The following is a 26,366-nucleotide window of genomic DNA, read 5'->3' on the forward strand; positions in this document are numbered from 1 at the left end:
TTGAACCGCCGTATACGGATCCGTACGTACGGTGGTGTGAGAGGACGGGAGTTAATCGCTCCCTCCTACTCTATTTTGAGAAGGATTTGCCGATATCACTTTCTTATAGTAGAGCTATTGACAAGTTTGAAAAAATGGTGGACAAAATAGCGTAAGTTTTTACGCTGATATGGTATGATTTTATGTAAACATGAAAATAAGCTGGCAGGTGTCGTGTAGATGATTTTAGTAATGGATGCGGGCAATACAAATATTATTTTTGGGATATATGACAATCATCAGCTTTTGCAAAATTGGCGTATCGTCACAGAACGTAGTAAGACAGAGGACGAATATGCGATGCAACTGAAAGCATTTTTTTCGCATGAGGGCATTTCATTTGAACAAATCGAAGGAATTATTATATCCTCAGTTGTACCACCGATTATGTTTGCCTTGCAAAGAATGTGTGAAAAATATTTTCATATTAAGCCGTTAATTGTAGGACCAGGTGTGAAAACAGGTTTGAATATCAAATACGAAAACCCGCGTGAGGTTGGGGCAGATCGCATCGTTAACGCAGTAGCTGCTTTGACGGAATATGGCACAGGTCGTCCAATCATTCTCGTTGATTTTGGGACAGCTAACACCTATTGCTATTTAAACGAAAAGGGTGACTATATGGGTGGCGCAATCGCACCAGGCATTGCAATTTCCACAGAGGCTTTATACACACGTGCCTCTAAGCTACCGCGCATTGAAATTGCACGCCCTTCACAAATTGTTGGCAAAAATACAATTGCAGCGATGCAGGCAGGTATCGTCTATGGCTTTATCGGTCAAGTTGAAGGCATTGTCAGCCGAATGAAGCAACAAAGTAAAGAAGAGCCGTTAGTGATTGGGACGGGCGGCTTTGCAGAGTTAATTGCAAATGAAACACAATTAATCGACATTGTAGACCCGTTTTTAACATTAAAGGGGCTTTATATTTTATATCAACGAAATCAATAGGAAAGAGGATTTAACATGAATGATTATTTAGTAAGAGCAATAGGCTTTAATGGACAAGTACGTGCGTTTGCTGTACGTACGACGGAAACAGTAGGAGAAGCACAGCGTCGTCATAATACATGGCCAACAACTTCTGCTGCGCTAGGTCGCTCAATGACAGCCGCAGTGATGATGGGGGCTATGTTGAAGGGCGATGATAAGCTAACGGTAAAAATTGAAGGCAATGGACCAATTGGGCCGATGATTATTGATGCAGATGCAAACGGTCATGTACGTGGTTATGTAACGAATGGACAAGTGCATTTTGATTTAAATGAGCAAGGGAAGCTAGATGTGCGTCGAGCAGTGGGAACAGAAGGTGCCCTTACAGTTGTGAAGGATTTAGGCTTGCGTGATATGTTCTCAGGACAAACGCCAATCGTATCAGGTGAAATTGCCGAAGACTTCACATATTATTTTGCGACTAGTGAACAGGTGCCTTCATCTGTAGGGCTTGGTGTCTTAGTGAATCCAGATAATACAATTTTAGCAGCAGGCGGCTTCATTTTACAGCTAATGCCAGGCTGTGAAGAAGAAACAATTGATGCGATTGAAGCACAATTAGCTTCAATTGAGCCTGTTTCAAAAATGATTGAAAAAGGCTACACGCCAGAGCAAATTTTAGAAGCGGTATTAGGAGAAAAAGGCGATCTCCAAATTTTAAGCACAGTGCCTGTGCAATTCCAATGTCAATGTTCAAAAGAGCGTTTTGGTGCAGCAATTATCGGTTTAGGTGTGAATGAAATTCAAGAGATGATCGATGAAGATGGTAAAGCGGAGGCGCAATGTCATTTCTGCTTAGAAACATACGATTTTAGTCAAGATGAATTGGAAGGCTTCATTAATGAGATCAACGCGTAATATTCGCACAACACCAACACAGCCAACTAAAACGCCTCTTTCACAGAGGCGCTTAAAAACAAAACCGGCACTAACTGTACTCGCAATTTTATTGGCAGGGAATTTATTTTGGTTTATTATGTGGCTTTTGCCGTCGAAGGACAAATCGAATAATGATGAGATTGTTGCCACGATTGATGGAGACGAAATTACCCGTCAGCAGTGGCTAGCAAAAATGGAAAGTATGTACGGAAAAGAGACGTTACAAGGCTTAGTCAATGAGGCTGTAATGGAAAAAGCAGCTAAGGAGCATAAAATTGATGTGTCTGATAAAGAAATTGATTTAGAGCTAGCCTTGATGCGTTCAGCACAGGACACGACAGACCGAACATTCCAAAGCCTTTCGGACAAGGAGCTTCGTCAAAAAGTTCGCACACAATTAATTTTAGAAAAAGTATTAGCCAAGGATATTGTTATTTCGGATGAGGCAGTTGAAACCTTTTATCAGGATAACCAATCGCTATACAATATTCCGACCTCCTATAGAACAAGCATGATTGTAGCGGATTCGAAGGAAAACATTGAAAGCATTTTGCAGGAGCTAAAAAATGGCTCTGAATTTTCAGTGCTAGCAAGGGAGCGTTCTATTGATACACCATCAGCTAGCTTAGGTGGCGATATCGGCTTTATTATGGAGCAACAGGCCAATATTGATTCTGCCATTTTAAAAGCTGTCGCAAAGCTAGAAAAAGGTGCGACAAGTGAAGCTGTTGTTTTAAGTGATGGTCGCTATGCGATTTTACATGTAAGTGAAATTAAAGAAGGTCAATCCTTTACATTTGAGGATGTAGCGGAGCATATTAAACGTGTATTAGCGGTAGAACAATTATCTGCAAGCGTTGTACCAGAAATTTTCTGGGCAGATTATGAGGTAAATTGGTTTTACGGAGATGCAAAATAGGATAAAAAGGGATGTAGAAGGGCTGGATTTTGCCACTTCTGCATCTTTTTTATAATAAATTTTTAAATATTTTATAATTCCTATTGATTTTATAAGAATTGATGAATATAATAACTTTATTGAAAATTGATTCGCGAATTTCAATTAAAACAATATACATAAAAAATTAATGCAAATTTTTTTACGTATTAAACCAAGTAATATTATAAGTTAAATAAAAATTGAAAGAAGGTTAAACAGTTATGAGTTTGAAAAAATTTGTTAGTGCCGTAGGAGTTATCGGTTTAAGTGCATTGCTAGTTGCTTGTGGCGGAGATGACTCAGCTAAGAAAACAAATGAGCAAGGCGTTGCTTCAGAGCAAGGGATAGGGCAAACAATCGTAGTAGAGGATGCAGTAATTCCAGCTGAAAATCCTTCTGCTTCACCAGAAATTGCTGTGAAGCGTGGTGACACAGTTGTTGTAGGACTACAGGAGCCAGGTGGTGTCTTTACGCCATACTTCAATACAAGTGGCTATGATGGAAATGTGCAGTCAGTAATGTTTGAACCTTTAGTAGACATTAATGAAAAGGGTGAGCCAATCGCTGGCTTAGCAGAGAAATGGGATATTTCAGCGGATGGTTTAGTTTACACATATACATTGCGTGAAGGCTTGAAATTTGATGATGGAACGCCTTTAACTGCGGCGGATGTAGAATTCACATTAACATTATTGCATGACCCAGCATATGCAGGGAATACAGATATTACAGAAGCAAGCATTGTTGGTGGCTTAGACTATAAAAACGGTGATGCTACAAGCGTATCGGGTATTAAAGTAATTAATGACCGCACGATTGAAATTACGACAGATAAAGTAAGTGCAAGTACATTGCGCCTACTAGGTGGCTCTGTTTTGAAGAAGGATTACTATGGTAACGGCTATGTGAAAGGGAATTTAGATTACTTAGCGGCATTACATCAAAAGCCAATTGGTGCAGGTCCATATCGCTTTGTTGCATACTTGCCAGGGCAAGAAATTCGCTATGAAGCAAACGAGCACTATTACGGTGGTGCACCAAAGGCAAAGAACTTTATTTATAAAACAACAGTTGGCGATGCGCAGCAATTTTTCCAAACGGGTGAGTTAGATTACAGCGCGTTAGCAGCAAACCAAGATAACTTTGAGTTTTTACAAGCATTAGGCTTCGCAGATATTAATATTTACACGTCATCGGCTTACAGCTATATGGTATTTAACCATGAGAAGGAAGTATTTAAAGATCCGAAAGTACGCCAAGCATTTGCATTAGGCTTAGATCGTCAAACGATTATTGCAACATATTACCAAGGCTTTGCACAAGTAGCAAACGTGCCTGTATCACCGACATCTTGGGCATATACAGATGAAGTAGGTTCAACAGCTTACGATCCAGAGAAAGCCAAGGCTTTGCTAGAAGAGGCTGGCTGGACTGAAGGAGCGGATGGTATTCGCGAAAAAGATGGCAAAAAATTAACGGTTTATTACTTTACGACAGCAGGTGGCTTAGGGGATACATTAATTCCGATTGCGAAGGAGAACTATAAAGCGATTGGTATTGACTTACAAGTGGAGCAAATGGACTTTAATGCATTGTTAGCACGTGTAGACAAAGGCGACCATGATTTAGCTTCATTCTCTACAACGATGTTGCCGGATCCATATGATGGTATCGAAGGCTTCCATACAAAGAGCACAAACTCAACATTTAAAGGCTATGGTAACGAGGAAATTGATGCATTAATTGATGCGACAATTGCAACAAACGATAGTGGAGAGCGTGCGGCGGCATTCCATGAATTATACAAAGCATTAGATGAAAACCCGCCAGTGATTTATATGGCTTATACAAAGGTATTAAGTGGAGCAAATGCACGTATTGAAGGCTTTGAGCCAAATGGTTATCGAGGAATTGCGAGCAGCTTACGCAATTTACGATTAGCAGAGTAATGGTGAGGAGGAAAATCCGCTTTACTTGTTGGAGAGAAATGATGCAGTGATTCTCTCCAAATAAGTGGGGGCGGATTTTTCTATGTTAACTTATTTGTAGAGGAAACAGTACAAAATCTCGATGCATAATTAATTAGACTTGGAAAGGAATGAGCTGATGAAGGGCTATGTTATAAAAAGGCTTCTTTATATGATTCCCACATTATTCGGTGCGTCGATTTTAATTTTCTTTTTATATTCCTTAGTGCCTGGGAATTTTATTGACGCAGATCAAAATTTAACGGCTGAACGGAAGGCAGAGCTATATGAATTGCATGGCTATAATGAGCCTGTTGTTATCCGTTACTTTATTTGGCTAAAAAATTTATTACAAGGTGATTTAGGTTATTCACTACAGTTCCAATTGCCTGTTGGTGAAGTAATTGGAAATTACATATGGAGTTCATTTATTGTAGCGCTCGCATCATTAATTTTAACGTGGCTTATTGCCATTTTAGTTGGGATTGTCTCAGCGATTCGCCAATATTCAATATGGGATACATTTATTACAATTATTGTTTTTGCTGCAATGGCAACACCTTCGTTTTTCTTAGGGCTAGTCATTATTAAAATATTTGCGGTTGATTTAGGTTGGCTACCAGCAGGTGGCATGATTTCTACAGGTAGCAACTTTACTGGCTGGGCTTATGTGAAAGATGTAGCAGAGCATATGATTTTACCTGTACTCGTCTTAACGATGCTTGGCATTGGTGGCTTAACACGTTATTTCAGAACGAATATGTTAGAGGTTATTAAGCAGGATTTTATGAGAACTGCTCGGGCTAAAGGACTAAAGGAGCGCGTAGTCATTTTCAAGCATGGCTTACGCAACGCATTGCTGCCAGCTATTACGCTGTTTAGCTTTGAATTGCCTGCACTATTTGGCGGAGCAATTATTACGGAGCAAATTTTTAATTGGCCTGGCATCGGCGCTATTTATATGCAAGCATTTTCAGTGCGTGACTATCCGCTATTAATGGGCTTTACAATGTTTATTGCTTTGTTGACAGTCCTAAGTAATTTATTAGCAGATATTTTATATGGCATTGCTGATCCAAGGGTGCGTGTGAGAAAGTAACATAAATTGTGTAAGAATTGTGTGCGTGCCTGGCACCTGTAAGGGAGTTGAATTTATGGAAAGTAAACCAAAGCCGTCTTCTTTATGGCGGCAAATTACAAGACGTTTTTTGCAAAATAAAATGTCGCTTATTGGCTTGGCATTTTTAATATTTATTTTTTTATTTTCTTTTATCGGTCCGCTGTTTTCGCCGTATGTAAATTTGGGAGTTGATCCAACAAATATAAATCAAGCACCGAGTTCTGCACATTGGCTTGGGACAGATAAACTAGGACGCGATGTATTGACGCGTTTAATGATAGCTGGGCGTATTTCGCTGTTAGTTGGACTAGGTGCGATGATAATGTCAGTGGCTATCGGTGGTGTATTAGGTATTATTTCAGGGTTTTATCGAGGAATTGTTGATCAAATTATTATGCGAATTGCAGATATTTTAATGACGTTGCCTGGATTGCCATTGCTATTTATTATGGCAGCGATTTTGTCAGAATGGAAAGTGCCAACAGAATACCGTATTTATATTGTAATGCTGATGTTAAGTATTGTCGGCTGGCCGGGCTTAGCTCGACTTGTGCGTAGCCAAATTTTAAGCTTAAGTGAACGCCAATTTATGCAGGCGACAGAGGCACTTGGTTTGCGTGATGTTCGCAAATTGTTTAAGCATTTACTGCCAAATATCATTCCACTATTAATTGTGTCAGGTACATTAAGTGTTGGAGGCGCCATTTTAAGTGAGTCAACGCTCAGCTTTTTCGGTTTAGGCGTTGTGCCTCCAGATGCATCGTGGGGCAATATGATTACCTCAGCAAATTCACTGATTGATTTCCAAAAAAGACCTTGGCTATGGGTGCCGCCAGGGCTAGCAATATTTTTCACAGTCATTAGTATTAACTTACTAGGAGATGGGCTACGTGACGCGATTGATCCAAATATGAAAAGGAGGTAGGGCTGTAATGGGAAATACAGTGTTAAATGTTAAAAATCTATTGACACAATATTATACAAGCGGAGGCGTCATTAAAGCGGTTGATGATGTTAGCTTTTCAATTCCGAAAGGGCAAACGGTGTGTTTAGTTGGAGAGTCAGGCTGTGGAAAAAGTGCAGTCGCTATGTCCATTATGGGATTAATTGATGCTGGCTCAGGTGGTGTGAGAAATGGCGAGATTTTATTTGAAGGAAAAGATTTATTGAAAATGAAAAAGCATGAGCTGCGCCAGCTTCGGGGAAATGATATTTCAATGATTTTTCAAGAGCCGATGACCTCTTTAAACCCAGTGCTGACAATTGGCGGTCAAATTATGGAGCCGTTAATGGAGCATGAGCTTATTTCTAAAAAGGAAGCGAAAAAGCGATCATTGGAGTTAATTGAGCTTGTTGGTATTGGGCGTGCAGAGGAGATTTTTAATAGTTATCCACACCAATTAAGCGGTGGCATGCTACAGCGCATTATGATTGCGATTGCGTTAGCATGCTCGCCTAATTTATTAATTGCCGATGAGCCAACAACGGCATTAGATGTAACGATTCAAGCGCAAATTTTAGATTTACTTCGCTCATTAAAGGAGCAGCGAGAGATGTCGATGCTGTTGATTACACATGATTTAGGTGTAGTAGCGGAAGTAGCTGACTATGTGATTGTCATGTATGCAGGAAAGGTTATTGAGGAAGGACCAGTAGTAGAGCTTTTCAAAAACCCGAAACACCCTTATACGAAAGGCTTATTAAAGGCGAAGCCTGTGATTAATCAAAGACAGGAAGAGCTCTATACGATTGCGGGGCAAGTTCCAAATTTAGCAACATTAACACCATCCTGTTATTTTAGTGAACGCTGTGAGCAATGTATGGCAGTTTGCAAGGAACAAATGCCAACAATTAAAGATTTGGATAATGGGCAACGAGTAGCTTGCTGGCTGTACGAAGAGGTGACAATAGGATGACGAATGAAGCGCCATTAATAGAGGTAAAAAATTTAAAAAAATACTTTGGTGAGAAAAGTAGCTTATTTCAACGTAATCCAAGTGTAGTAAAGGCTGTTGACGGTGTTAGCTTTCAAATTCAGCGCGGTGAGACATTTGGGCTTGTAGGAGAGTCAGGCAGTGGCAAAAGTACGATTGGCAAAAGCATTTTGCGTCTACAATCGATTACAGAGGGAGAAGTGCTATTTGACGGAAAAGATTTGCATAAGCTTTCCAATACAGAGATGCGCAATTTACGTCCTAAAATCCAATTTATTTTCCAGGATCCATATAGCTCGCTCAACCCACGTATCCGTGTAGGTGATGCAATTGGAGAAGCGCTGTTAGATCATCATTTATGTGAGAAGCATGAGGTGCGTGAGAAGGTAAGAGAGGTGTTAGAAATATGCGGGCTGTCTGACTACCATATGGATCGTTATCCACATGAGTTTAGCGGCGGTCAACGTCAGCGTATTGGTATTGCCCGCGCAATTATTTTGCAACCAGATTTTATTGTTGCAGATGAGCCAGTGTCGGCATTAGATGTTTCGATTCAAGCACAAATCATCAATTTATTTAGTAAATTACAGCGTGAAAGAAATATTACGTTTCTTTTTATTTCGCATGATTTAAGTGTAGTGGAGCATTTATGCTCTAGCATCGGCGTATTGTATTTAGGTACAATGATGGAATTAGGCAGCCGTGAGCAGCTTTATCGCAATCCGTTACATCCATATACAAAGGCATTGCTATCTGCTGTACCTATTCCAGATCCAACATTAAAACGTGAACGTATTATTTTAAAAGGGGATATTCCGAATCCTGCAAATCCACCAAGCGGTTGCAAATTTCATACACGTTGTCCGTTTGCAACAGAGCGCTGTAAACTTGAGGTACCTGAATTTAGAGAGGTGGAAAGCGGTCGATTTGTTGCGTGTCATCTTGTATGAAAAACGTTGACAACCGCTATAGTTAATTGGTAATATGTAAATTAAGTAAAGTCTATAAAATTAGTAGGAATTAAAGAAGGGATGAATGAGATGAGCAAGTTAGCGAATTCAGTTGCAGATTTAGTAGGTCGTACACCAATTGTGAAGTTAAATAGAGCAACAGGTGAAAACGAAGGTACAGTGTATGTGAAATTAGAATACTTTAATCCAGGAAGCTCTGTAAAAGATCGTTTAGCTTTAGCGATGATTGAAGCTGCTGAAAAAGATGGCACATTACAGCCAGGTGGCACAATTATCGAGCCAACTAGTGGTAACACAGGTATCGGTTTAGCAATGATTGCAGCGGCAAAAGGCTATAAAGCCATTTTAGTAATGCCTGAAACGATGAGCTTAGAGCGTCGTAACTTACTTCGTGCATATGGTGCAGACTTAGTGCTAACACCTGGCCCAGAAGGTATGAAAGGTGCCATTGCAAAAGCAGACGAACTAGCAAAAGCACATGGCTATTTTTTACCACAGCAATTCGAAAACGAAGCAAATGCTGAAATCCACCGTTTAACAACAGGTCCTGAAATTGTCGAAGCATTTGAAGGGTTAAAATTAGATGCATTTGTAGCAGGTATCGGTACAGGTGGAACAATTACAGGTGCTGGTGAAGTATTAAAAGGGGCATATCCAGAAATCGAAATTATCGCGGTAGAGCCAACAGATTCTCCAGTGCTTTCTGGTGGTAACCCTGGTCCACATAAAATTCAAGGAATTGGCGCAGGCTTCGTACCAAAAGTATTGAATACGGAAGTTTATAGTTCTGTATTTACTGTAGAAAACGAAACAGCATTTGAAGTCGCTCGTAAAGTAGCACGTGAAGAAGGTATTTTATGCGGTATTTCTTCAGGTGCAGCGATTCACGCAGCAATTGAAACAGCAAAACGCTTAGGTGCAGGCTCGAATGTACTGGCGGTTGTGCCATCAAATGGTGAGCGCTACTTATCAACACCACTTTATCAGTTTGAAGATTAACTTCTACTGCGAGCTAGCTCGAAAAAATCCGAACACAATTACGCCAAGGCATAATTGATTTGAATGAGGCTGCCGGAAAAATTCCGGCAGCCATTTGTGTATTTAATAGGCGAGTTCGCAATAAAAGGGGCTATTTGATTATTAAACGGGGAGTTTATTATGGGAATAAAAATTATTTCACCAAAAGATGCCAAGGAAATCTCTATTTATCTTGAAAAAATGAACGCAACAAATAAAAGCCATATTGGATTTTGTGGAGAGCAAAATGAAGAAATATACGATTCTTTAATGAATGATTTTTCTGATTTAGAATTTGAAGATTCTTTTCTGGTTGCCTATGATCAATCTAATATAGTCGGTGCAATTGGGTTAGATGTTGATTTAGGTGGGGCGTATGCTGATGTATGGGGTCCATTTGTCACAGATGAGAATTTAGATGTTGCGCAAGCATTATGGAACAAAGCGCTTCTTAAAATACCGCAAGAGATAAAGTCTTGTTCTTTTTTTATAAATAAAGATAACGTATTTGCAAAAGAGTTTGTTATACAAAATAGTGCTCAATACTTGGGCACAGATATGGTTCTGAGCATAACAAGAAGTTTGTTTACTAAAGAAGCTCTTACTATTTCAGAAAAAATAGACAAAGAGCACTATGATTCATTCATTAGCTTACATGATGAGGTCTTTCCACAAACATATTTCAATTCTCATTCTATATTAAAGAGGTTGAATGGCAGAAATAATTTACTAATCATAAAAGGAAATGAATCTAAAATTAAAGGTTATGTGTATATAGAAGCAAAGCCTGAGCATAAAGAAGGAAATATTGAATACATTGCTGTATCGGTGGAATATAGAGGTCAAGGGGTCGGGAAAATGCTCATAATAGATGCTTTGAAGAAACTTTTCTCATATTCTAGTATTGATGAAATAACTATATGTGTGTCATGTGAGAATGAAGCCGCAATAAATTTATACAAATCCGTTGGGTTTAAAGAAAAGTATGTTTTGGATAGTTATGATTTAGCAATAAACAATGACTAATATTCAAATAGGTTCTGGGCATCTTTGCAAAAAATTATGTAAAGAAAGAGGATGGAAATGACTTTATATAGATTTTTTGCTTCAAAATCAAGCTTGCCTGAATGGGGCGAGAGTGGCTTTAAAGAAATAGAAAAAGAAAAATTCCATCCGCAAGGGATAGAATTTTACTTTACTTTGCCTGAAACGCTAAATAAAGTGGTTTATGTAGAAGATGTAGCACGCCTCGACCAGTTTCAAGTTGTTCAATGTAATGAGTTGCCTGAAGACACAGGACAGCAAATTCAAAGACCTTTTATCTATGAGCTACGTGGGATTGTAAATGAAAGATATTTAACAGAGCTTGTTCAGTATGTGAAGCAATATGTAAAGGAAGAAGACAAAGTGGAGCTTTGGTCGATTTGGCATGGAGAGCGTGTAAGCTCTAATCAAATGAAGCGATTAATTCCGCAAATTGTGACGATAGAGGATGCTGGTTTTTTACGTCAATGTCAAAATAGCTGTATCAAGTTTTTTCCGAAAAATAAATAATTATGTTGAACTGTCCAGAAAGCAATTCCTTTCTGGACAGTTGCTATGTTTTTCGAGTTTAATAAGAGTATATGTAAAGGGGTGTACACGATGGAAAATTTACAATGCGTAACATTATTTATGACAAAAGACGCGTTTTTTTATAGCTATAAAGAGCAAACAATTTTAGAGAAAAAGCATGTGTTTTTAGAGAGTGGACGAGGCGGACGCTATTCGGTTGCTGCATGGAATCCGTTTGCAACTGTTTATGCGAAAAACGATGGGCTGCAAATAGAGGAGCGCGAGGGTGAGCGTTTTCAGCAAGGTGAGCCACTTGCCTTATTAGAAAGCTATTTACAAGCCTATAAGCTAGAAAAAGAGGACGAGCTACCTGATTTTCAAGGTGGAGCAATCGGCTTTGTGTCGTATGACTACGCACGTAAAATCGAAAACTTACCAACGATTGCAGCAGATGATTTACAAGTACCAGATATTTATTTTTATGTGTTTGAATATTGGGCAGTATTTGATGCGGAAACAAACCGTGTAACATTGATGAAGCGCCCTGAAAGCACAATCGACTTAGATGAATGGTCGTTGGCATGGCAGGGGGCAGCGGAACAAGGATTAGGCAAGCGTTTATTCCATGCAGAAAGAGCGGTAGAAGTAACGAATGATGAAAGCGAGCTATCTGTATCATTTTTAGGTGAGGAATTTGAGCAAGCTGTGCGCAAAATTCAAGAATATATCGCACAAGGCGATGTGTTCCAAGTGAATTTATCTGTGCGTCAGGCGAAGCCATTGCATGCAGCACCAATCGTGATGTATGAGGCAGTTCGTTCATTTAATCCTTCCCCGTATATGGCATTTATTGCAGCACCAGAGTTTGCTGTTGTAAGCGGTTCACCTGAATTGTTAGTGAAGCGTAAAGGGACAGCCCTATCGACACGTCCGATTGCAGGGACGCGTCCACGTGGGCAATCAGAGGAAGAGGATATTCGTCTAGCGAATGAATTAATTGATAACGAAAAAGAGCGAGCGGAGCATGTCATGCTCGTTGATTTAGAGCGCAATGATTTAGGGAAAGTGAGCCGCTACGGTACTGTAGAGGTAGATGAATTTATGGTCATAGAGCGCTATTCACATGTCATGCATATCGTGTCGAATGTACGTGGCGAAATAGCGAATGGCAAGACGAATGCAGATGTCATTCGTGCGATGTTCCCAGGAGGTACGATTACAGGTGCACCAAAAATTCGTACGATGGAAATTATCGAAGAGCTTGAGCCTGTGAGACGGGGCTTATATACAGGTTCCATCGGCTGGTTAGGCTTTAATGGCGATATGGAGCTAAATATTGTTATTCGTACAGCTTATATTAAAAATGAAACAGCGTATATTCAAGCGGGAGCGGGTATCGTTATTGATTCAATTCCAGCAAACGAATATATCGAATCACTGAATAAGGCGAAGGCAATGTGGCAAGCAAAAGGGATGGCTGAAGGGGTGTTAACATGATTTTAATGATTGATAACTACGATTCATTTATTTATAACTTAGTGCAATATTTAGGTGAGCTTGGTGAGGAGCTAAAGGTTGTGCGTAATGATGAGATTACTATTGCAGAAATTGAAGAGCTAGCACCAAAAATGATTGTCATCTCTCCAGGACCATGCACACCAAATGAAGCGGGAGAAAGCTTGAACATTATTCAGCACTTTGCTGGAAAGGCTCCGATTTTAGGTGTTTGCTTAGGGCATCAAGCGATTGCGCAAGCCTTTGGCGGTAATGTTATTCGAGCAGAGCGCTTAATGCATGGAAAAACATCACCTGTTTTTCATAGCGAAATCGGCTTACATCGTAAAAATGCTAACCCATTTGCAGCAACACGCTATCACTCACTAATTGTAGAGAAGCATTCATTGCCAGATTGCCTAGAGGTGACATCATGGACAGAGGAAGGCGAAATTATGGGCTTGCGCCATAAGGAATTCGCCATTGAAGGTGTGCAATATCATCCAGAGTCAATTATGACGGAGGATGGTAAGCAGCTACTAAAAGAGTTTTTAGAACTATATTGCAAGGAGTGACATGATGATTTGTTGGATGAATGGGCAATATATAGAAGCTAGTGAACTGATGGTATCGCCGTTTGACCATGGCTTTTTATATGGCTTAGGCTTTTTCGAAACGATGCGTACATATAAAGGTGAGCCAGTATTCTTGCAGGACCACTTTCAACGTTTAATGGAATCGCTTAATATTTATCACATTGATATGCCATATACATTGAGTGAGCTAGCAGAAGTGATGCAACAGCTAAATGATTTAAATGGTGGCGATGATGGCTATTTCCGCATTAACGTATCGGCAGGTGTGCATGATTTGGGTCTTGCACCAAACGAATACCAGAAGCCAAATGTCATTGTTTTCCGCAAGCCGCTTACATTGCCTGCACGTGGTACAGAAAAGCAAGCAGTGCTATTAAAAACGGTGCGCAACAAGCCAGAAACAGATATCCGTTCAAAAAGCCATCATTATGGTAACAATGTGTTAGCGCGTATGGAATTACCTAATTTAGCGAGCTATGAAGGGTTTTTCTTAACTGAAGATGGGTATCTTGCAGAAGGAATTACATCAAATATCTTTTGGGCGAAGCGAGATGTGCTTTATACACCATCTTTAAATACAGGTATATTGCCGGGCATTACACGCAAAATTGTTATGGTCATTGCACAAGAATTAGGCTATGAGGTTCGAGAAAGTCTATATGATCAATGCGATCTTGCGGAAGCACAAGAATGCTTTATTACGAACTCTGTTCAGGAGCTTGTGCCAATTTCATCACTTGGACAAAAATCCTTTGCGGGTGCAGACGGGGCTATCTACCAGCGCCTGCATCAAGCATATATAGCTGAAATTCGCGAAATTGTAGGAGGCAAAACATGCTAGAACATTATCAGGTGCCGCTTATTTTAAATGGCATCGAACTAGATTTTCATAAAGAAACAATCATTATGGGTATTTTAAATGTTACGCCCGACTCGTTTTCAGATGGCGGTAAATATAATTCGATTGATGCAGCTGTTGTGCAAGCAAAACGCATGATAGCAGACGGAGCAAAAATTATCGATATTGGTGGAGAATCCACAAGACCGGGGCATACGCCCATTTCCGAGCAGGAAGAGATTGAACGGGTTGTACCGATTATTCGTGCATTAGCGAAGGAAGTATCTGCAATACTTTCTGTCGATACGTATAAAGCAAATGTAGCACGTGCAGCAATTGAAGCAGGTGCACAGATGATTAATGATATTTGGGGTGCAAAAAGGGAGCCTGAAATTGCGCAAGTTGCAGCTGAATACAATGTGCCAATCATTTTAATGCACAATCGTGATAATGAAAACTATGCTGATTATTGGGCAGAGTTTCAGCAAGATTTGCGAGAAAGCATTCAAATTGCCACAGCAGCAGGTGTACCACAGCAGCATATCATATTAGATCCGGGTATTGGCTTCGTAAAAAATCTACAGCAAAGCATTGAAACGATGCAACGCTTAGATGAACTTGTTGCATTTGGCTACCCTGTGTTACTAGCAACATCACGTAAGCGTATGATTGGAGCCATCCTTGATTTACCTGTAGAGGAGCGTGTGGAAGGCACTGCTGCTACTTGTGCATTTGGCGTACAAAAAGGCTGTCATATGATGCGTGTACATGATGTCAAAGAAGTGGCACGTACAGTGAAGGTGATGGATGCACTAGTTGGCAAATTCGAAGTGAAGGGAGATTTATAATGGATTATATACATTTACGTGATATGCAATTTTTTGGCTACCATGGCGTTTTAAAGGAAGAAAATGTGCTAGGACAACGTTTCCGCGCCTCTGTATCCTTAGCAGTCGATATTCAAAAAGCAGGACAGACAGATGATTTAGACGATACGGTGAGCTATGTTGGTGTTTATGATATTTGCCGGGAAATTATTGAAGGCAAGCCATTTAAATTAATCGAAGCGGTTGCTGAAGCGGTTGCAACAACGGTTTTAAAGCGCTACGAAGGGCAAATTTTTGGTTGCCGCGTAGAAATTATCAAGCCAGACCCACCAATTCCAGGGCATTATAAAGAGGTAGCAGTAGAAATTGTGCGAGGTAAATTTTATGAATGATGTATTTTTATCGATTGGTACAAATATCGGCGAGCGTGAAGAAAATTTAAAGCAGGCTGTACAATTATTACGACAGCAGGTGGAAGTAGTGAATGTATCAGCTGTTTATGAAACAGCGCCAGTTGGCTATATTGATCAGCCTTCATTTTTTAATATTGCTGTACATATCAAAACAGACAAAACGGCGGAGGAAACGCTTAACATTTGTCAATCGATTGAAAACGAGCTTGGGCGAGTGCGGGATATTCGATGGGGCCCACGTATTATCGATCTTGATATTTTACTATTCAATAAAGAGCAAATTGAAACAGAGCGACTGGTTGTGCCGCATCCACGCATGTATGAGCGTGCCTTTGTGTTAGTACCTTTAGTCGAAATTAGCGAAGGTTTTGAAAGTGGTCAAATGACGCAAGCTCATGATACACTAGCTAAGTTGAATTTACAGCAAGAAGGTATTACTTTGTGGCAGAGAGCAGAGGATTTCTATAGATAAAGTAAAAGCTAACAACCAGTTACTACCGGTTGTTAGCTTTCATTACAAACAAAAGGAGGCATATCAACAGTGAATAACGCACAGCAAAAGCCGTTTCAAATTGCAGACATCGTCATGGACAATCGCGTCGTATTAGCCCCGATGGCTGGAATTTGTAACTCGGCTTTCCGTTTAACGGTGAAAGAATTTGGCGCAGGCTTAGTTTATGCAGAAATGATTAGCGATAAAGGAATCGTCCAACGTAACACTAAAACATTAGACATGCTTTATATTGATGAACGCGAAAATCCGTTATCTCTACAAATTTTCGGCGGCGATAAGGAAAATTTAGTCGCAGCCGCAAAATATGTAGAGGAAAATACAACGGCTGATATTATCGATATTAATATGGGCTGTCCTGTCAACAAAATTATTAAATGTGAGGCAGGTGCGCGCCTGCTTTTAGATCCAAATAAAGTGTACGAAATGGTGGCAGCTGTCGTTGATGCTGTGAAAAAGCCTGTATCCGTAAAGATGCGTATTGGCTGGGATGACGAGCATATTTTTGCGGTTGAAAATGCGCAAGCAATAGAGCGTGCAGGTGCAGCAGCGCTTGCTGTACATGGTCGCACACGTGTACAAATGTATGAGGGCAAGGCAAACTGGGATATTATTCGCGATGTAAAGCAAAGTGTTAATATTCCTGTATTAGGTAATGGTGATGTCGAAACACCTCAAGATGCCAAACGCATGCTTGAAATGACAGGTGTTGATGCTGTAATGATTGGACGTGCGGCACTAGGTAACCCATGGATGATTTACAGAACAGTGCAATATTTAGAAACAGGTGAGCTCAAAGACGAGCCATCTATACGCGAGAAAATCGATGTATGCTTATTACATTTCGAGCGTTTAATGCAACTAAAAGGTGAAAAAATCGCTGTGCGTGAAATGCGCAACCATGCCTCATGGTATTTAAAAGGCATTCGTGGCAACGGCAAAATCCGAAACGCCATCAACCAAGCCGAAACGAAGACGGAGCTATATATGCTGTTGAATAGTTTCGTGGCTGAATATGATGAGCTATTAGAAGAAATCGTGTAAATGACAGTAAGCTGCTGAGAGTATATCCTTAGCAGCTTTTAAGCATTTAAAATTACGTAAACATGCTGATAATGTTCGAAAATGCGCAAATAATATGTCGAAGTGCTCAATTAAGTATGAAAAGTGATCAAATAACCATCGGAAACGCTCAAATAGCTTAAATATGCCAAATCCTCAATTTTGACAATAAAATGGCACAGTCGATATTTCTGCTTGGAAAAGTCTAAAAAAGATGATTCCACCCACGAAATTGTGTACAATAATAAAATATGGACAAAGCAGACCAATCAACTATAGGAGTGAATAACGTGTCAAATATAGAAGAATTAAACGACCAGCTTTTGGTGAGACGCCAAAAAATGACGGATATTCGTGAAGGCGGTCTTGACCCATTCGGCAGCCGTTTTGAGCGCACGCATTTATCAAGTGAAGTAGTAACAGAATTTGATGCTTTTGATAAAGAGCAATTAGAGGCAGAGCCAAAAAGCGTAACGATTGCAGGACGCATTATGACAAAGCGTGGCAAAGGAAAAGCGGGCTTCGCACATATTCAAGACTTAGGCGGCCAAATTCAAATATACGTACGTAAAGATGCGGTTGGCGATGAAGCATACGAATTATTCAACAAAGCAGACCTTGGCGATATCATAGGTGTGACAGGTAACGTGTTCCGCACACAGGTAGGTGAGCTTTCTGTTAAAGCGACAGAATTCACATTTTTAACGAAGGCACTACGCCCAATGCCAGAGAAATTCCACGGCTTACAGGATGTTGAGCAACGCTACCGTCAGCGCTATTTAGACTTAATGACGAATGCTGAGAGCAAGGAAACATTTATTGCACGTTCTAAAATTATCCGTGCTATCCGCAACTATTTAGATAACAACGGCTATTTAGAAGTAGAAACACCAATGCTACATACAATTGCTGGTGGTGCAGCGGCTCGTCCGTTTATTACACACCATAATGCACTTGATATGGAGCTATACATGCGTATCGCAATCGAGCTACATTTAAAACGTTTAATCGTAGGTGGCTTAGAGAAAGTATATGAAATCGGGCGCGTATTCCGTAATGAAGGAATTTCAACACGTCACAACCCAGAGTTCACAATGATTGAATTATATGAAGCATATGCAGATTATAAAGATATTATGGATTTAACAGAAAACTTAATCTCCCATGTAGCGCAAGAAGTTTTGGGCACAACAACAATTCAATATGGCGAAGATACAATTGATTTAGCTGTAGGCTGGAAACGTATGCACATGGTAGATGCAGTCAAAGAGGCCACAGGTGTAGACTTCTGGCAGCCAATGACAGTTGAACAAGCACGCACATATGCAGCGGAGCATGGCGTGGAAATTAAAGATACACATGAAGTTGGTCATATTATTAACGAATTCTTTGAGCAAAAAGTAGAAGAAACATTAGTACAACCAACATTCATCACAGGTCATCCAGTGGAAATCTCACCATTAGCGAAGAAAAATCCAGAGGATGAGCGTTTCACAGACCGTTTTGAATTATTCATCGTGCGTCGTGAGCATGCCAATGCCTTCACGGAGTTAAACGACCCAATCGACCAACGCGAGCGCTTTGAAGCACAAATGGCTGAAAAAGCAGCAGGTAATGATGAAGCACACGAAATGGACAATGACTTCATTGAAGCACTAGAATACGGCATGCCGCCAACAGGTGGTCTAGGCATCGGTATCGACCGTCTAGTAATGCTATTAACAAATTCACCATCAATTCGCGATATTTTATTATTCCCTACGATGCGTCATATTACAAAATAATGATAAGGTTGACTGAGAAATAACTTTTCAGTCAACCTTATTTTTTGTCATATGACAAAAAAATGACACCAGTCACTATTGACCTATTTCCCTCTTTGTTACATTGAAAATAAAAGAAATGATGGTGGGCATATATGAAGGGAAACAAGGTGATTTTGATTGTAGTAGGTATTGTGTTGCTCGCAATAGGATGGTTTGTAATCAAATATAATGGTTTTGTCCAAAAAGAAGAGGCAATGGAATCTTCTTGGGCACAAATTGATAATCAACTGCAACGCCGCTTTGATTTAATTCCAAATTTAATTGAAGCAACAAAAGGGTATATGGCGCATGAAGAACAGATTTTCACACATCTTGCAGATGCACGAGCAAAGTACGGGGATGCGGCAACGGTGGAGGAACAAGCTGCGGCAAGTGATGAATTGACAAGTGCTTTAGGGCGATTGCTTGTTATTGTAGAAAGTTATCCAGATTTAAAAGCCAACCAGCAGTTTACGCAGTTAATGGATGAGCTAGCAGGCACCGAAAATCGCCTAGCTGTTGCGCGCCAAGATTATAACAATGCTGTGCAAAGCTTCAATAGTGAGATTCGCACATTCCCAAGCAGTATGATTGCAGGGATGTTTGGCTTTGAACGAAAATTATATTTTGAAGTAGATGGGGATACGAGCCAAGTGCCAACTGTAGATTTTGGAGGTGAGTAGAATGAAAAGGTGGTTGCTATTTGTATTTATACTATTTGTAACGCTACCATTCAATGCATTCGCCTCAATTCCAGAGCGTCCAACGACCTCAGGGTTTGTTTTTGATTATCAAAATGTCATCGATGATGAGGTTGAACAAGAGTTAAATAAAGTGGCGGAAATGCTGAATGAGCAAAACAAAATGCAGTTGTTTATTTTAACGGTTCCTACAATCGGTGATATGACAAATGTTGACTATGGGGTACAAGTTATTCGCCAATGGGGAATTGGTCAAAGGGATATCAATAATGGCATGTTAATTTTTGCGACAACCGATCAGGGTGAAGGAAATAATGTAGTAAGAATTGCAATTGGATAAGGCTTAGAGGGAGACTATCCTGATGGGAAGACGGGGCGATTGCTTGATGATTATATGATGCCTTATTTGACCAATGGTGACTATACGACTGCTTTTTCAGAAGTAGTGGATGCTATTCGAATAGAAGAAGGCATTGATTATGATGGATTGTCGTTATCGTTTATGGAATTTAGGAAAAGAGATTTGGCAAATGATTTTTCAGAAGATCCTATCGGTTCTTCATTTGTGCTTCTTGTCATCATAGGGAGCATACTTAGTTTTTTCTTATTGATTTTGGAGGGCATTTTACGATTGTTTGGATATAAGCCAAAAAGGAGTATATGGCATTTCTTTGTTAGCGATGATTCAAGTGACAGCTTTTCGGGTGGTGGTGGTAGTTCATCGGGTGGCGGCTCTGACCGAAACTTTTAGAGACACGAAGTCAGCGTTATTGAAAAACTTTTTTCGATAACGTTGATTTTTTAATTTGATTCAACAGAAGTCTACTCTCGATAAATAGTGAGATGGATGCGGAAAAAGTATTTCAATCTACGAGAACATTGCTTCTGCGATTGCTTGTCATAGAAAAGAGTTGTTGATTCAAGCTAAGCCTTGTCATAATTAATAGTATAATAATGAATAAAAGGAGCGGAATAGGGTGAGGGTGTTAAAACTTACATTTTGGGTATGTAGCTTATTTTTCATCATTGCTGGCTGTAGTGAGTTATCGGAAGAAACAGAGACCGAAATGATTATTGAAACAAATGCAATGGTTGAAGAAGTGACAAATAGTAGTTGTCTAGTTGGTGAGATTTATATTGCGGAGGAAGATACATGTGCGTTGCCGATGGAATGTAATGACTATAATTCCTGTGTAGCTCGTGGAGATGAGCTTGTTTATTTGTTAGAGGAGGAGTATGGGTCGTTAACGGTGGAGGAAGCCATTGCAACGGATTTAGAAGGTACGCATGACCTTTTTATTTATGAGATAGACAACGAGAAAGAAATGATTTTCACAGAGGATGATGTGACAGATGAAGAAATGGATTATCATGCGGAGCTTTGGTTTGATTTTGCATGGCTTATTCCAGAGCCAGAGCGTGAGGGTATTAATCAATTTATCGTCTTTGAGAGTGGTGATACATTAGCTTATGTCAATCAACACGATGATAGTGGACAGTATTGGACGCTCGGTATGAATAAGGAAAATATCGAGTTAGCCTCCGAAACGATGATTACATATATCCATGAATACGCCCATTATTTATCTTTGAAGGATGGCGAGCAAAATATTTGGGTGGAGCTAAACGCTTGTGAGGATGTATTAATTGAGGAGGAAGGCTGTTTTTATGAGGATGCATACTTAACTGACTTTTATCAACAATTTTGGAACCCAGCAAGTGAGTATGAGGATGATTATGTGTCTGGCTATGCCTCAAGCTCCGTTGTGGAAGACTTTGCGGAATCTTTTGCCCATTTTGTGTTAACACCACAGCCAACAGAACTTGATACGTTAGCAGCTGAAAAAATTGCTTTCTTCTATGAGTACGAATATTTTGTTGAGTTGCGTGCACAAATTTTAACACGGGCGGCGACATGGTTAGTGCGTGCGGTTGTGTAAATCAATAGATGATAAGAGGGGGTTTCGATTGAGTTCGAAGTATCTCCTTCATATGTAATTTCACGTAGCAAAAACTTTTGAATAAAGTAGGTGAGCCCCATGTTAAAAGATGAGTATTTCATTAAGTATGTGAATAATCTGACAGCGCAATTGCTTACACAGGCAGCTTTTTTAGGGCGTCAATTCAAATTACAGATACTTGCTGAGATGGCTGGTTATACATTGCAGCAATTACAAGAATCTTTACAGGTGGCAATTAACCATCAATTAATTTATCGTCTATCGAATGAGCAATATACTTTCCAACATGAAGATATTCGGCAAGTGTTTGAGCAGCGTGTAAGCGAACAAGAGCGAGAACAGCTTCATTTGAAGGTCGGTCAGATTTTGCTATGTGAAGGTGAGCCGATAGTTAGAGTTGTATGGCATTTTAATCAGGTGCAACAGCATTTTATTGCAGAGAAAAGACAGCTAGAGTTAATTGAATTGAATTTTCAGGCTGCAAAAGAGGAGATGGCTGATGCTATTTATTATTTGCAACATGCAATGGACTTGCTGTTAGAAGAGCATTGGCAACAGTACTATGAGCTCGTTTATGCCATTTATCAATTTCGTGTGGAGTTAGCTTTAACAAATGAGGATTACGATATAGCAAGGAGTCTGTGCCAAGTCCTGCTTTTACAAGCGCAAGCAGCTATTGACAAAGCACAAGTATATCTTTTGCTCATACAGCTAGAGCTTTATCAAGATCGTTATGATCAGGTGTTGGAATTAGGGAAAGAGGCACTCGCTTTATTGCGATTGCCTATTAAGCTGGAGAATAGCAGAGTCAAGGAGTATTATTATTGGTTTCGTATAAGTAGGAGATTAGGTAAGAAGCCATCAAGAAAATTCCCATTAATGCAGAATAAGCGAATGAAGCTGGCTGCACGTATCTTAGTCTATGTGGCAAATGCTTGTTTTGTATCAAATAGAGAAGGATGGTTTGCAACGGTTGTCATGTTGCTTGAGATAACATGGGACGAAGGTATAACGGATGAATCCGCCTATGGATTTGCTAGTTATGCCTTAATTCAAAGTACACTCGCTTTTGACAATGAATCGGCATATGCTTATAGCAAGTTTGCTAGTGAGCTAGTGAAGGACAATTTAGAAATGACGATGCAAATTAATACAATTATTATGCTAAGTCAAGATAGCTGGAGAAAATATGAGCCTAATTTCCTTTTATCTATAACAGATTACGCCAATCAACATGGGGTTTTGTCTAACAATAAATGGCAAACCAACTATAGTTTTTTAGTGAATTTAGGGCTGATGTTTAATTTTAGTTATCCATTAAAGGATTTATACGCACATTTGTTGTCACGAAGCACTGTATTCGGTAAATCAAGTGATACATTGCCGTGGCAATATGCAAAGGCGATGTCCTCATTGCTAACAAGATTAACAGGCTATAGCGCAGCAAATGACCCATTTATTTCTGAACATCCAGAGGTTAGCGGACATTATGAAGGCTCCTATTTATATGAGGTGTCTTTATGGTATGACTATATTATTGCTTATTTATTCGGTGATTATGAAAGTGCATATGAAAAAATTGTAGAAAGCATTAGGATTGACAATGCACATGATAAGCGCGGATTTTCGAATATGTACAATTATTATTACTATGTGTTGATTGTGAAGGAACTGTTTGCTGATGCAGAGCTAACCAAGCAAGTGAGCTTGAGGCAAGAAACAAAGCGTTATGTCAAGAAGTTACAATATTTGGCGAGGCATAGCCCTGAGAATTATTTGCATAAATATTTGTTGGCACAGGCGGAATATAAAAAGATGTTAGGTCAAACACCTGACAAAGTGGGAGCGATATATGAGGAAGCAGTGAATACAGCGGCTCGTTATGGCTATGTCCACGATGTCGGCATTATTTCTGAATGCTTTGCGAAGTACAGCATTCAATCGGGTAAGCAAATGCAGGCGAAGGTGTATATGAATGAAGCATATATGGCTTATAAGCAATGGGGGGCAGATGCGAAGGCAGATGCGCTTGAGTTGCAGTATGGTCACTTATTGTTAAAAAAAACAACGGATTTAGAGCATGAGGATTACTTATCAATTGTTTCCTCTGCGCAAGCTTTATCTGAGGAAATTGAAATTGAGCAACTACTTCATAAGTTATTGCATATTATGCTGCAAAATGCGGGAGCAGAATACGGTGCTTTATTGCTGGAGCATGGGGGCAGCTGGTTTGTGGAAGCGCATGGTACGGCAGAAAAATTAATCGTACAGTCTGTGTCGCTACAAGAAGCTAGTGAACTATTGCCAATTACAGTTATTGATTACACCATTCGTATGAGGCAGGAAGTCGTTTTTCATAATGTGATGAATAGCGGCTTTACTCAAAATGCTTATATCCGACATCGACATTTAAAGTCTGTTTTGTGCCTTCCGATCACGCACCAGAATAAGCTGATTTCTATTTTATATATGGAAAACAATATGCTGGAGAGCGTGTTTACAGAGGAGAGGCTGGACATGTTAAAATTGCTTTGTTCACAGTGTGCGATTTCGATTACCAATGCACGACTTTATTCAGATATTCAATATTTAACGAGAAATTTAGAGCAGCAAGTGGAAGAACGGACAGAAAGCTTACAAAAGTCGATGAAGATGACATCGGAGGCTTTAGCTGAAATGTCTGTTTATGCAGAGCGTAACCGAATTGCCCAGGAAATCCATGATATTGTTGGGCATACATTAACATCCACCGTTTTACAAATTGAAGCAGGGCGCAGGTTGCTAGCGAAGGATATAGAGGCGGCAGTGAAGCGCTTGATTGATGCGCAAGACCTTGTGCGCCATAGTTTAAGTGAGATTCGTAATTCTGTGCATATGTTGAAAGAGGATAAATATTATGATATCGAAAAAGCATTATATACATTAATTGAAGAGACAGCACACAATACGGGTGTATCTATTTATGTAGATATGGATAAGGTTGAGTATTTGCCTGCTATTATGAAAAAGTTGCTTTACCATGCCTTACAAGAAGGCTTAACAAACGGCATTCGGCATGGATACAGCAGTGAGTTTCAATTTACTTTAAAGTATGATGGCGAATTAATATTTTTTGAGCTACTAGATAATGGTGATGGGGCAGGATATATCGAGCTAGGCTTTGGTCTTCGTATGATGAAAGATCGGGTTGAACAGCTAAAAGGCACATTTTCTATAGAGACAGCAGAAAGAAACGGTTGTATATTACGTATTACATTGCCATATAGGGGGGAGATGAATGATTACAATTTTAATCGCGGATGATCAAATGCTGATACGTGAAGGGTTAAAAACAATTATTGATTTAGAGGATGATATGCAAGTTGTTGCATTGGCAAGCAATGGAGAAGAGGCTATCGCTTTAGCTAAGCTTCATCGGCCGCAGCTTATAATGATGGATATTCAGATGCCCATTATGGATGGAATTCATGCGTTAAAAGTCATAAAGGAGCAACTGCCGAGTACATTTATTTTAATTTTATCTACTTTTTTAGATGATGACTATATTGTGAATGGTTTAGCTAATGGGGCAAGTGGCTATTTACTAAAGGATATGGTAACGGATAAAATGCTGGCCTCGATTCGTGATACTGTGCAAGGGCAGCTGGTTTTACCCTCTGCAGTAGCGGCGAAATTAGTTAGCAGATTATCGCAAGCGAGCACAATATACCGCGAAAAAGTGGAGCTGACACAGCGAGAGTTGGAAATAGCAAAATTAATTGTGCTAGGCAAGAGCAATAAAGAAATAGCTGCAGATCTTTATATTGCAGAAGGCACAGTGCGAAATTATGTAAGCAATTTATATAGTAAGCTAGAAGTCATTGACCGTGTGCAAGCAATTGTCAAACTAAAGGGATATTTGTGAAACTTAAGTGAAGCAACGATATGTTTTTCCAATGTTTCTGTTTTTTCTTTTAAAAAGAGTAACTTGATAGTTCACATGATAGAAGAGAATGGAGTATAATTTTCTAGTCTTTAATTTTTAGGTAGAAAAGATTTAGATGAAATATAGCTTTAGTGGGGGTCTATAATGAACTATAGAATTATAAATAAACAAGTATTTGAGCAAGCGCAAGTTCGTTCGGTGTCAGATGTAGTATTTACTGAGGAAGAACTAGAGAATGGCATGAAGTTAGCGGTTTCTAAAAAGGACCCAACATTGACATTGTTTTTAGTAGATGTTGATGGTCAGAAAAAATTTGATGTGCGTTGGGATGATTCATCTGAAGTTTTCAATGGCTGGTATTCTGCGTGGGACAACTTTGTATGGTGCTTAAGCGTAGTGGACACACAAAACGACAAAGAAGCATAATGGAAGAAGCGGGGATTAAGTGAAAAAAATGCTTTGATTCCTGCTGTCTTTTTTAAAGAAAAAATTTATGAAAAATTCTTTTTAAAAAATACTTGCGCAATGGCTAGTTTATATGTTAAATTATTATACGTCGCCAAGAGCGATACGGAATAAAATATCTACTTTACTTTTGAAAAAACGATAATTAAAAAGTTTTTAAAAAAGAGTTGACACGAAAAAGTGTCGGTGGTAAGATATAAAAGTTGCCTCTGAGAGAAGCGGCGAAAGAATAAAAATGAACCTTGAAAACTGAACAAGCAAAACGTTAATGAATAAAGTTTCATTTAATAGATGAAACATAATTTTGGACATCATAAAGATGCCAGCAAATGTTTTACTGTATCGAAAGCGAAA

General features: G+C 39.5%; 24 protein-coding genes and 1 pseudogene. All 25 read left to right on the forward strand.

Features of this window, described 5'->3' with window-relative positions:
* Window positions 1–219: 219 nt before the first annotated feature.
* The 25 genes and pseudogenes from M3Z76_RS18300 (at window position 220) to M3Z76_RS18420 (ending at window position 25,973) form a co-directional block, all read left to right on the forward strand.
* Complete coding sequence (locus tag M3Z76_RS18300; RefSeq protein ID WP_293929588.1) at window positions 220–990, forward strand: type III pantothenate kinase; 771 nt, start codon at window positions 220–222, stop codon at window positions 988–990.
* Window positions 991–1,005: 15 nt separating this feature from the next.
* Window positions 1,006–1,890: an Hsp33 family molecular chaperone HslO gene (gene hslO, locus M3Z76_RS18305; protein ID WP_293929587.1), complete on the forward strand. Its 885-nt coding sequence runs from the start codon at window positions 1,006–1,008 to the stop codon at window positions 1,888–1,890.
* Window positions 1,874–2,830 (forward strand): peptidyl-prolyl cis-trans isomerase, encoded by a 957-nt coding sequence (locus M3Z76_RS18310; RefSeq protein WP_293929586.1) that lies wholly within the window; start codon window positions 1,874–1,876, stop codon window positions 2,828–2,830. The genes hslO and M3Z76_RS18310 overlap by 17 nt, the downstream gene beginning before the upstream one ends.
* Window positions 2,831–3,072: 242 nt before the next feature.
* Window positions 3,073–4,800, forward strand: a complete 1,728-nt coding sequence (locus M3Z76_RS18315; RefSeq protein WP_293929585.1) for an ABC transporter substrate-binding protein — start codon at window positions 3,073–3,075, stop codon at window positions 4,798–4,800.
* A gap of 157 nt (window positions 4,801–4,957) precedes the next feature.
* Entirely contained in the window at window positions 4,958–5,917 is a 960-nt protein-coding gene (locus M3Z76_RS18320; protein ID WP_293929584.1) for an ABC transporter permease, read from the forward strand.
* 55 nt (window positions 5,918–5,972) lie between these two features.
* On the forward strand, window positions 5,973–6,863 hold the full coding sequence (gene opp4C, locus M3Z76_RS18325) for an oligopeptide ABC transporter permease (RefSeq protein ID WP_293929583.1): 891 nt from the start codon (window positions 5,973–5,975) through the stop codon (window positions 6,861–6,863).
* Window positions 6,864–6,870: 7 nt separating this feature from the next.
* Window positions 6,871–7,854, forward strand: coding sequence for an ABC transporter ATP-binding protein (locus tag M3Z76_RS18330; protein ID WP_293929582.1), 984 nt, complete (start codon window positions 6,871–6,873; stop codon window positions 7,852–7,854).
* Window positions 7,851–8,822, forward strand: coding sequence for an ABC transporter ATP-binding protein (locus tag M3Z76_RS18335; protein ID WP_293929581.1), 972 nt, complete (start codon window positions 7,851–7,853; stop codon window positions 8,820–8,822). Before M3Z76_RS18330 ends, M3Z76_RS18335 begins: the two co-directional genes overlap by 4 nt.
* Window positions 8,823–8,912: 90 nt before the next feature.
* Complete coding sequence (gene cysK / locus M3Z76_RS18340; protein ID WP_293929580.1) at window positions 8,913–9,842, forward strand: cysteine synthase A; 930 nt, start codon at window positions 8,913–8,915, stop codon at window positions 9,840–9,842.
* A 159-nt stretch (window positions 9,843–10,001) separates the two neighbouring features.
* Window positions 10,002–10,886, forward strand: a complete 885-nt coding sequence (locus M3Z76_RS18345; protein WP_293929579.1) for a GNAT family N-acetyltransferase — start codon at window positions 10,002–10,004, stop codon at window positions 10,884–10,886.
* Window positions 10,887–10,943: 57 nt separating this feature from the next.
* Window positions 10,944–11,414 (forward strand): hypothetical protein, encoded by a 471-nt coding sequence (locus M3Z76_RS18350; protein ID WP_293929578.1) that lies wholly within the window; start codon window positions 10,944–10,946, stop codon window positions 11,412–11,414.
* 90 nt (window positions 11,415–11,504) lie between these two features.
* A complete protein-coding gene (locus tag M3Z76_RS18355; RefSeq protein WP_293929577.1) occupies window positions 11,505–12,911 on the forward strand; it encodes an anthranilate synthase component I family protein in 1,407 nt (468 codons plus the stop codon).
* A complete protein-coding gene (pabA, locus tag M3Z76_RS18360) occupies window positions 12,908–13,483 on the forward strand; it encodes an aminodeoxychorismate/anthranilate synthase component II (protein ID WP_293929576.1) in 576 nt (191 codons plus the stop codon). The genes M3Z76_RS18355 and pabA overlap by 4 nt, the downstream gene beginning before the upstream one ends.
* A 4-nt stretch (window positions 13,484–13,487) precedes the next feature.
* Window positions 13,488–14,345, forward strand: coding sequence for an aminodeoxychorismate lyase (gene pabC, locus M3Z76_RS18365; RefSeq protein WP_293929589.1), 858 nt, complete (start codon window positions 13,488–13,490; stop codon window positions 14,343–14,345).
* Window positions 14,339–15,190: a dihydropteroate synthase gene (folP, locus tag M3Z76_RS18370; protein WP_293929575.1), complete on the forward strand. Its 852-nt coding sequence runs from the start codon at window positions 14,339–14,341 to the stop codon at window positions 15,188–15,190. Before pabC ends, folP begins: the two co-directional genes overlap by 7 nt.
* Complete coding sequence (folB, locus tag M3Z76_RS18375) at window positions 15,190–15,561, forward strand: dihydroneopterin aldolase (RefSeq protein WP_293929574.1); 372 nt, start codon at window positions 15,190–15,192, stop codon at window positions 15,559–15,561. The genes folP and folB overlap by 1 nt, the downstream gene beginning before the upstream one ends.
* Window positions 15,554–16,054 (forward strand): 2-amino-4-hydroxy-6-hydroxymethyldihydropteridine diphosphokinase, encoded by a 501-nt coding sequence (gene folK, locus M3Z76_RS18380; protein ID WP_293929573.1) that lies wholly within the window; start codon window positions 15,554–15,556, stop codon window positions 16,052–16,054. The genes folB and folK overlap by 8 nt, the downstream gene beginning before the upstream one ends.
* 69 nt (window positions 16,055–16,123) lie before the next feature.
* Window positions 16,124–17,137 carry a tRNA dihydrouridine synthase DusB gene (dusB, locus tag M3Z76_RS18385; RefSeq protein WP_293929572.1) on the forward strand — a complete coding sequence of 338 codons (1,014 nt, stop codon included), beginning with the start codon at window positions 16,124–16,126 and terminating at the stop codon, window positions 17,135–17,137.
* A gap of 269 nt (window positions 17,138–17,406) precedes the next feature.
* Window positions 17,407–18,939: a lysine--tRNA ligase gene (gene lysS, locus M3Z76_RS18390; RefSeq protein ID WP_293929571.1), complete on the forward strand. Its 1,533-nt coding sequence runs from the start codon at window positions 17,407–17,409 to the stop codon at window positions 18,937–18,939.
* A gap of 134 nt (window positions 18,940–19,073) precedes the next feature.
* Window positions 19,074–19,643: a LemA family protein gene (locus tag M3Z76_RS18395; protein WP_293929570.1), complete on the forward strand. Its 570-nt coding sequence runs from the start codon at window positions 19,074–19,076 to the stop codon at window positions 19,641–19,643.
* Between the two features lies 1 nt (window position 19,644).
* Window positions 19,645–20,412, forward strand: a pseudogene (locus tag M3Z76_RS18400) (TPM domain-containing protein).
* Window positions 20,413–20,638: 226 nt separating this feature from the next.
* The gene (locus M3Z76_RS18405) at window positions 20,639–21,601 is read left to right on the forward strand and encodes a putative zinc-binding metallopeptidase (RefSeq protein WP_293929569.1); all 963 of its coding nucleotides are present in this window, start codon (window positions 20,639–20,641) and stop codon (window positions 21,599–21,601) included.
* A gap of 99 nt (window positions 21,602–21,700) precedes the next feature.
* Complete coding sequence (locus M3Z76_RS18410; protein ID WP_293929568.1) at window positions 21,701–24,925, forward strand: GAF domain-containing sensor histidine kinase; 3,225 nt, start codon at window positions 21,701–21,703, stop codon at window positions 24,923–24,925.
* Entirely contained in the window at window positions 24,900–25,526 is a 627-nt protein-coding gene (locus M3Z76_RS18415) for a response regulator (protein ID WP_293929567.1), read from the forward strand. The genes M3Z76_RS18410 and M3Z76_RS18415 overlap by 26 nt, the downstream gene beginning before the upstream one ends.
* Before the next feature lie 165 nt (window positions 25,527–25,691).
* Window positions 25,692–25,973, forward strand: a complete 282-nt coding sequence (locus M3Z76_RS18420; RefSeq protein ID WP_293929566.1) for a hypothetical protein — start codon at window positions 25,692–25,694, stop codon at window positions 25,971–25,973.
* The last annotated feature ends 393 nt before the right edge of the window (window positions 25,974–26,366 follow it).

The organism is Metasolibacillus sp. (genome assembly GCF_025291715.1).
Taxonomy (GTDB): Bacteria; Bacillota; Bacilli; order Bacillales_A; family Planococcaceae; genus Metasolibacillus; species Metasolibacillus louembei.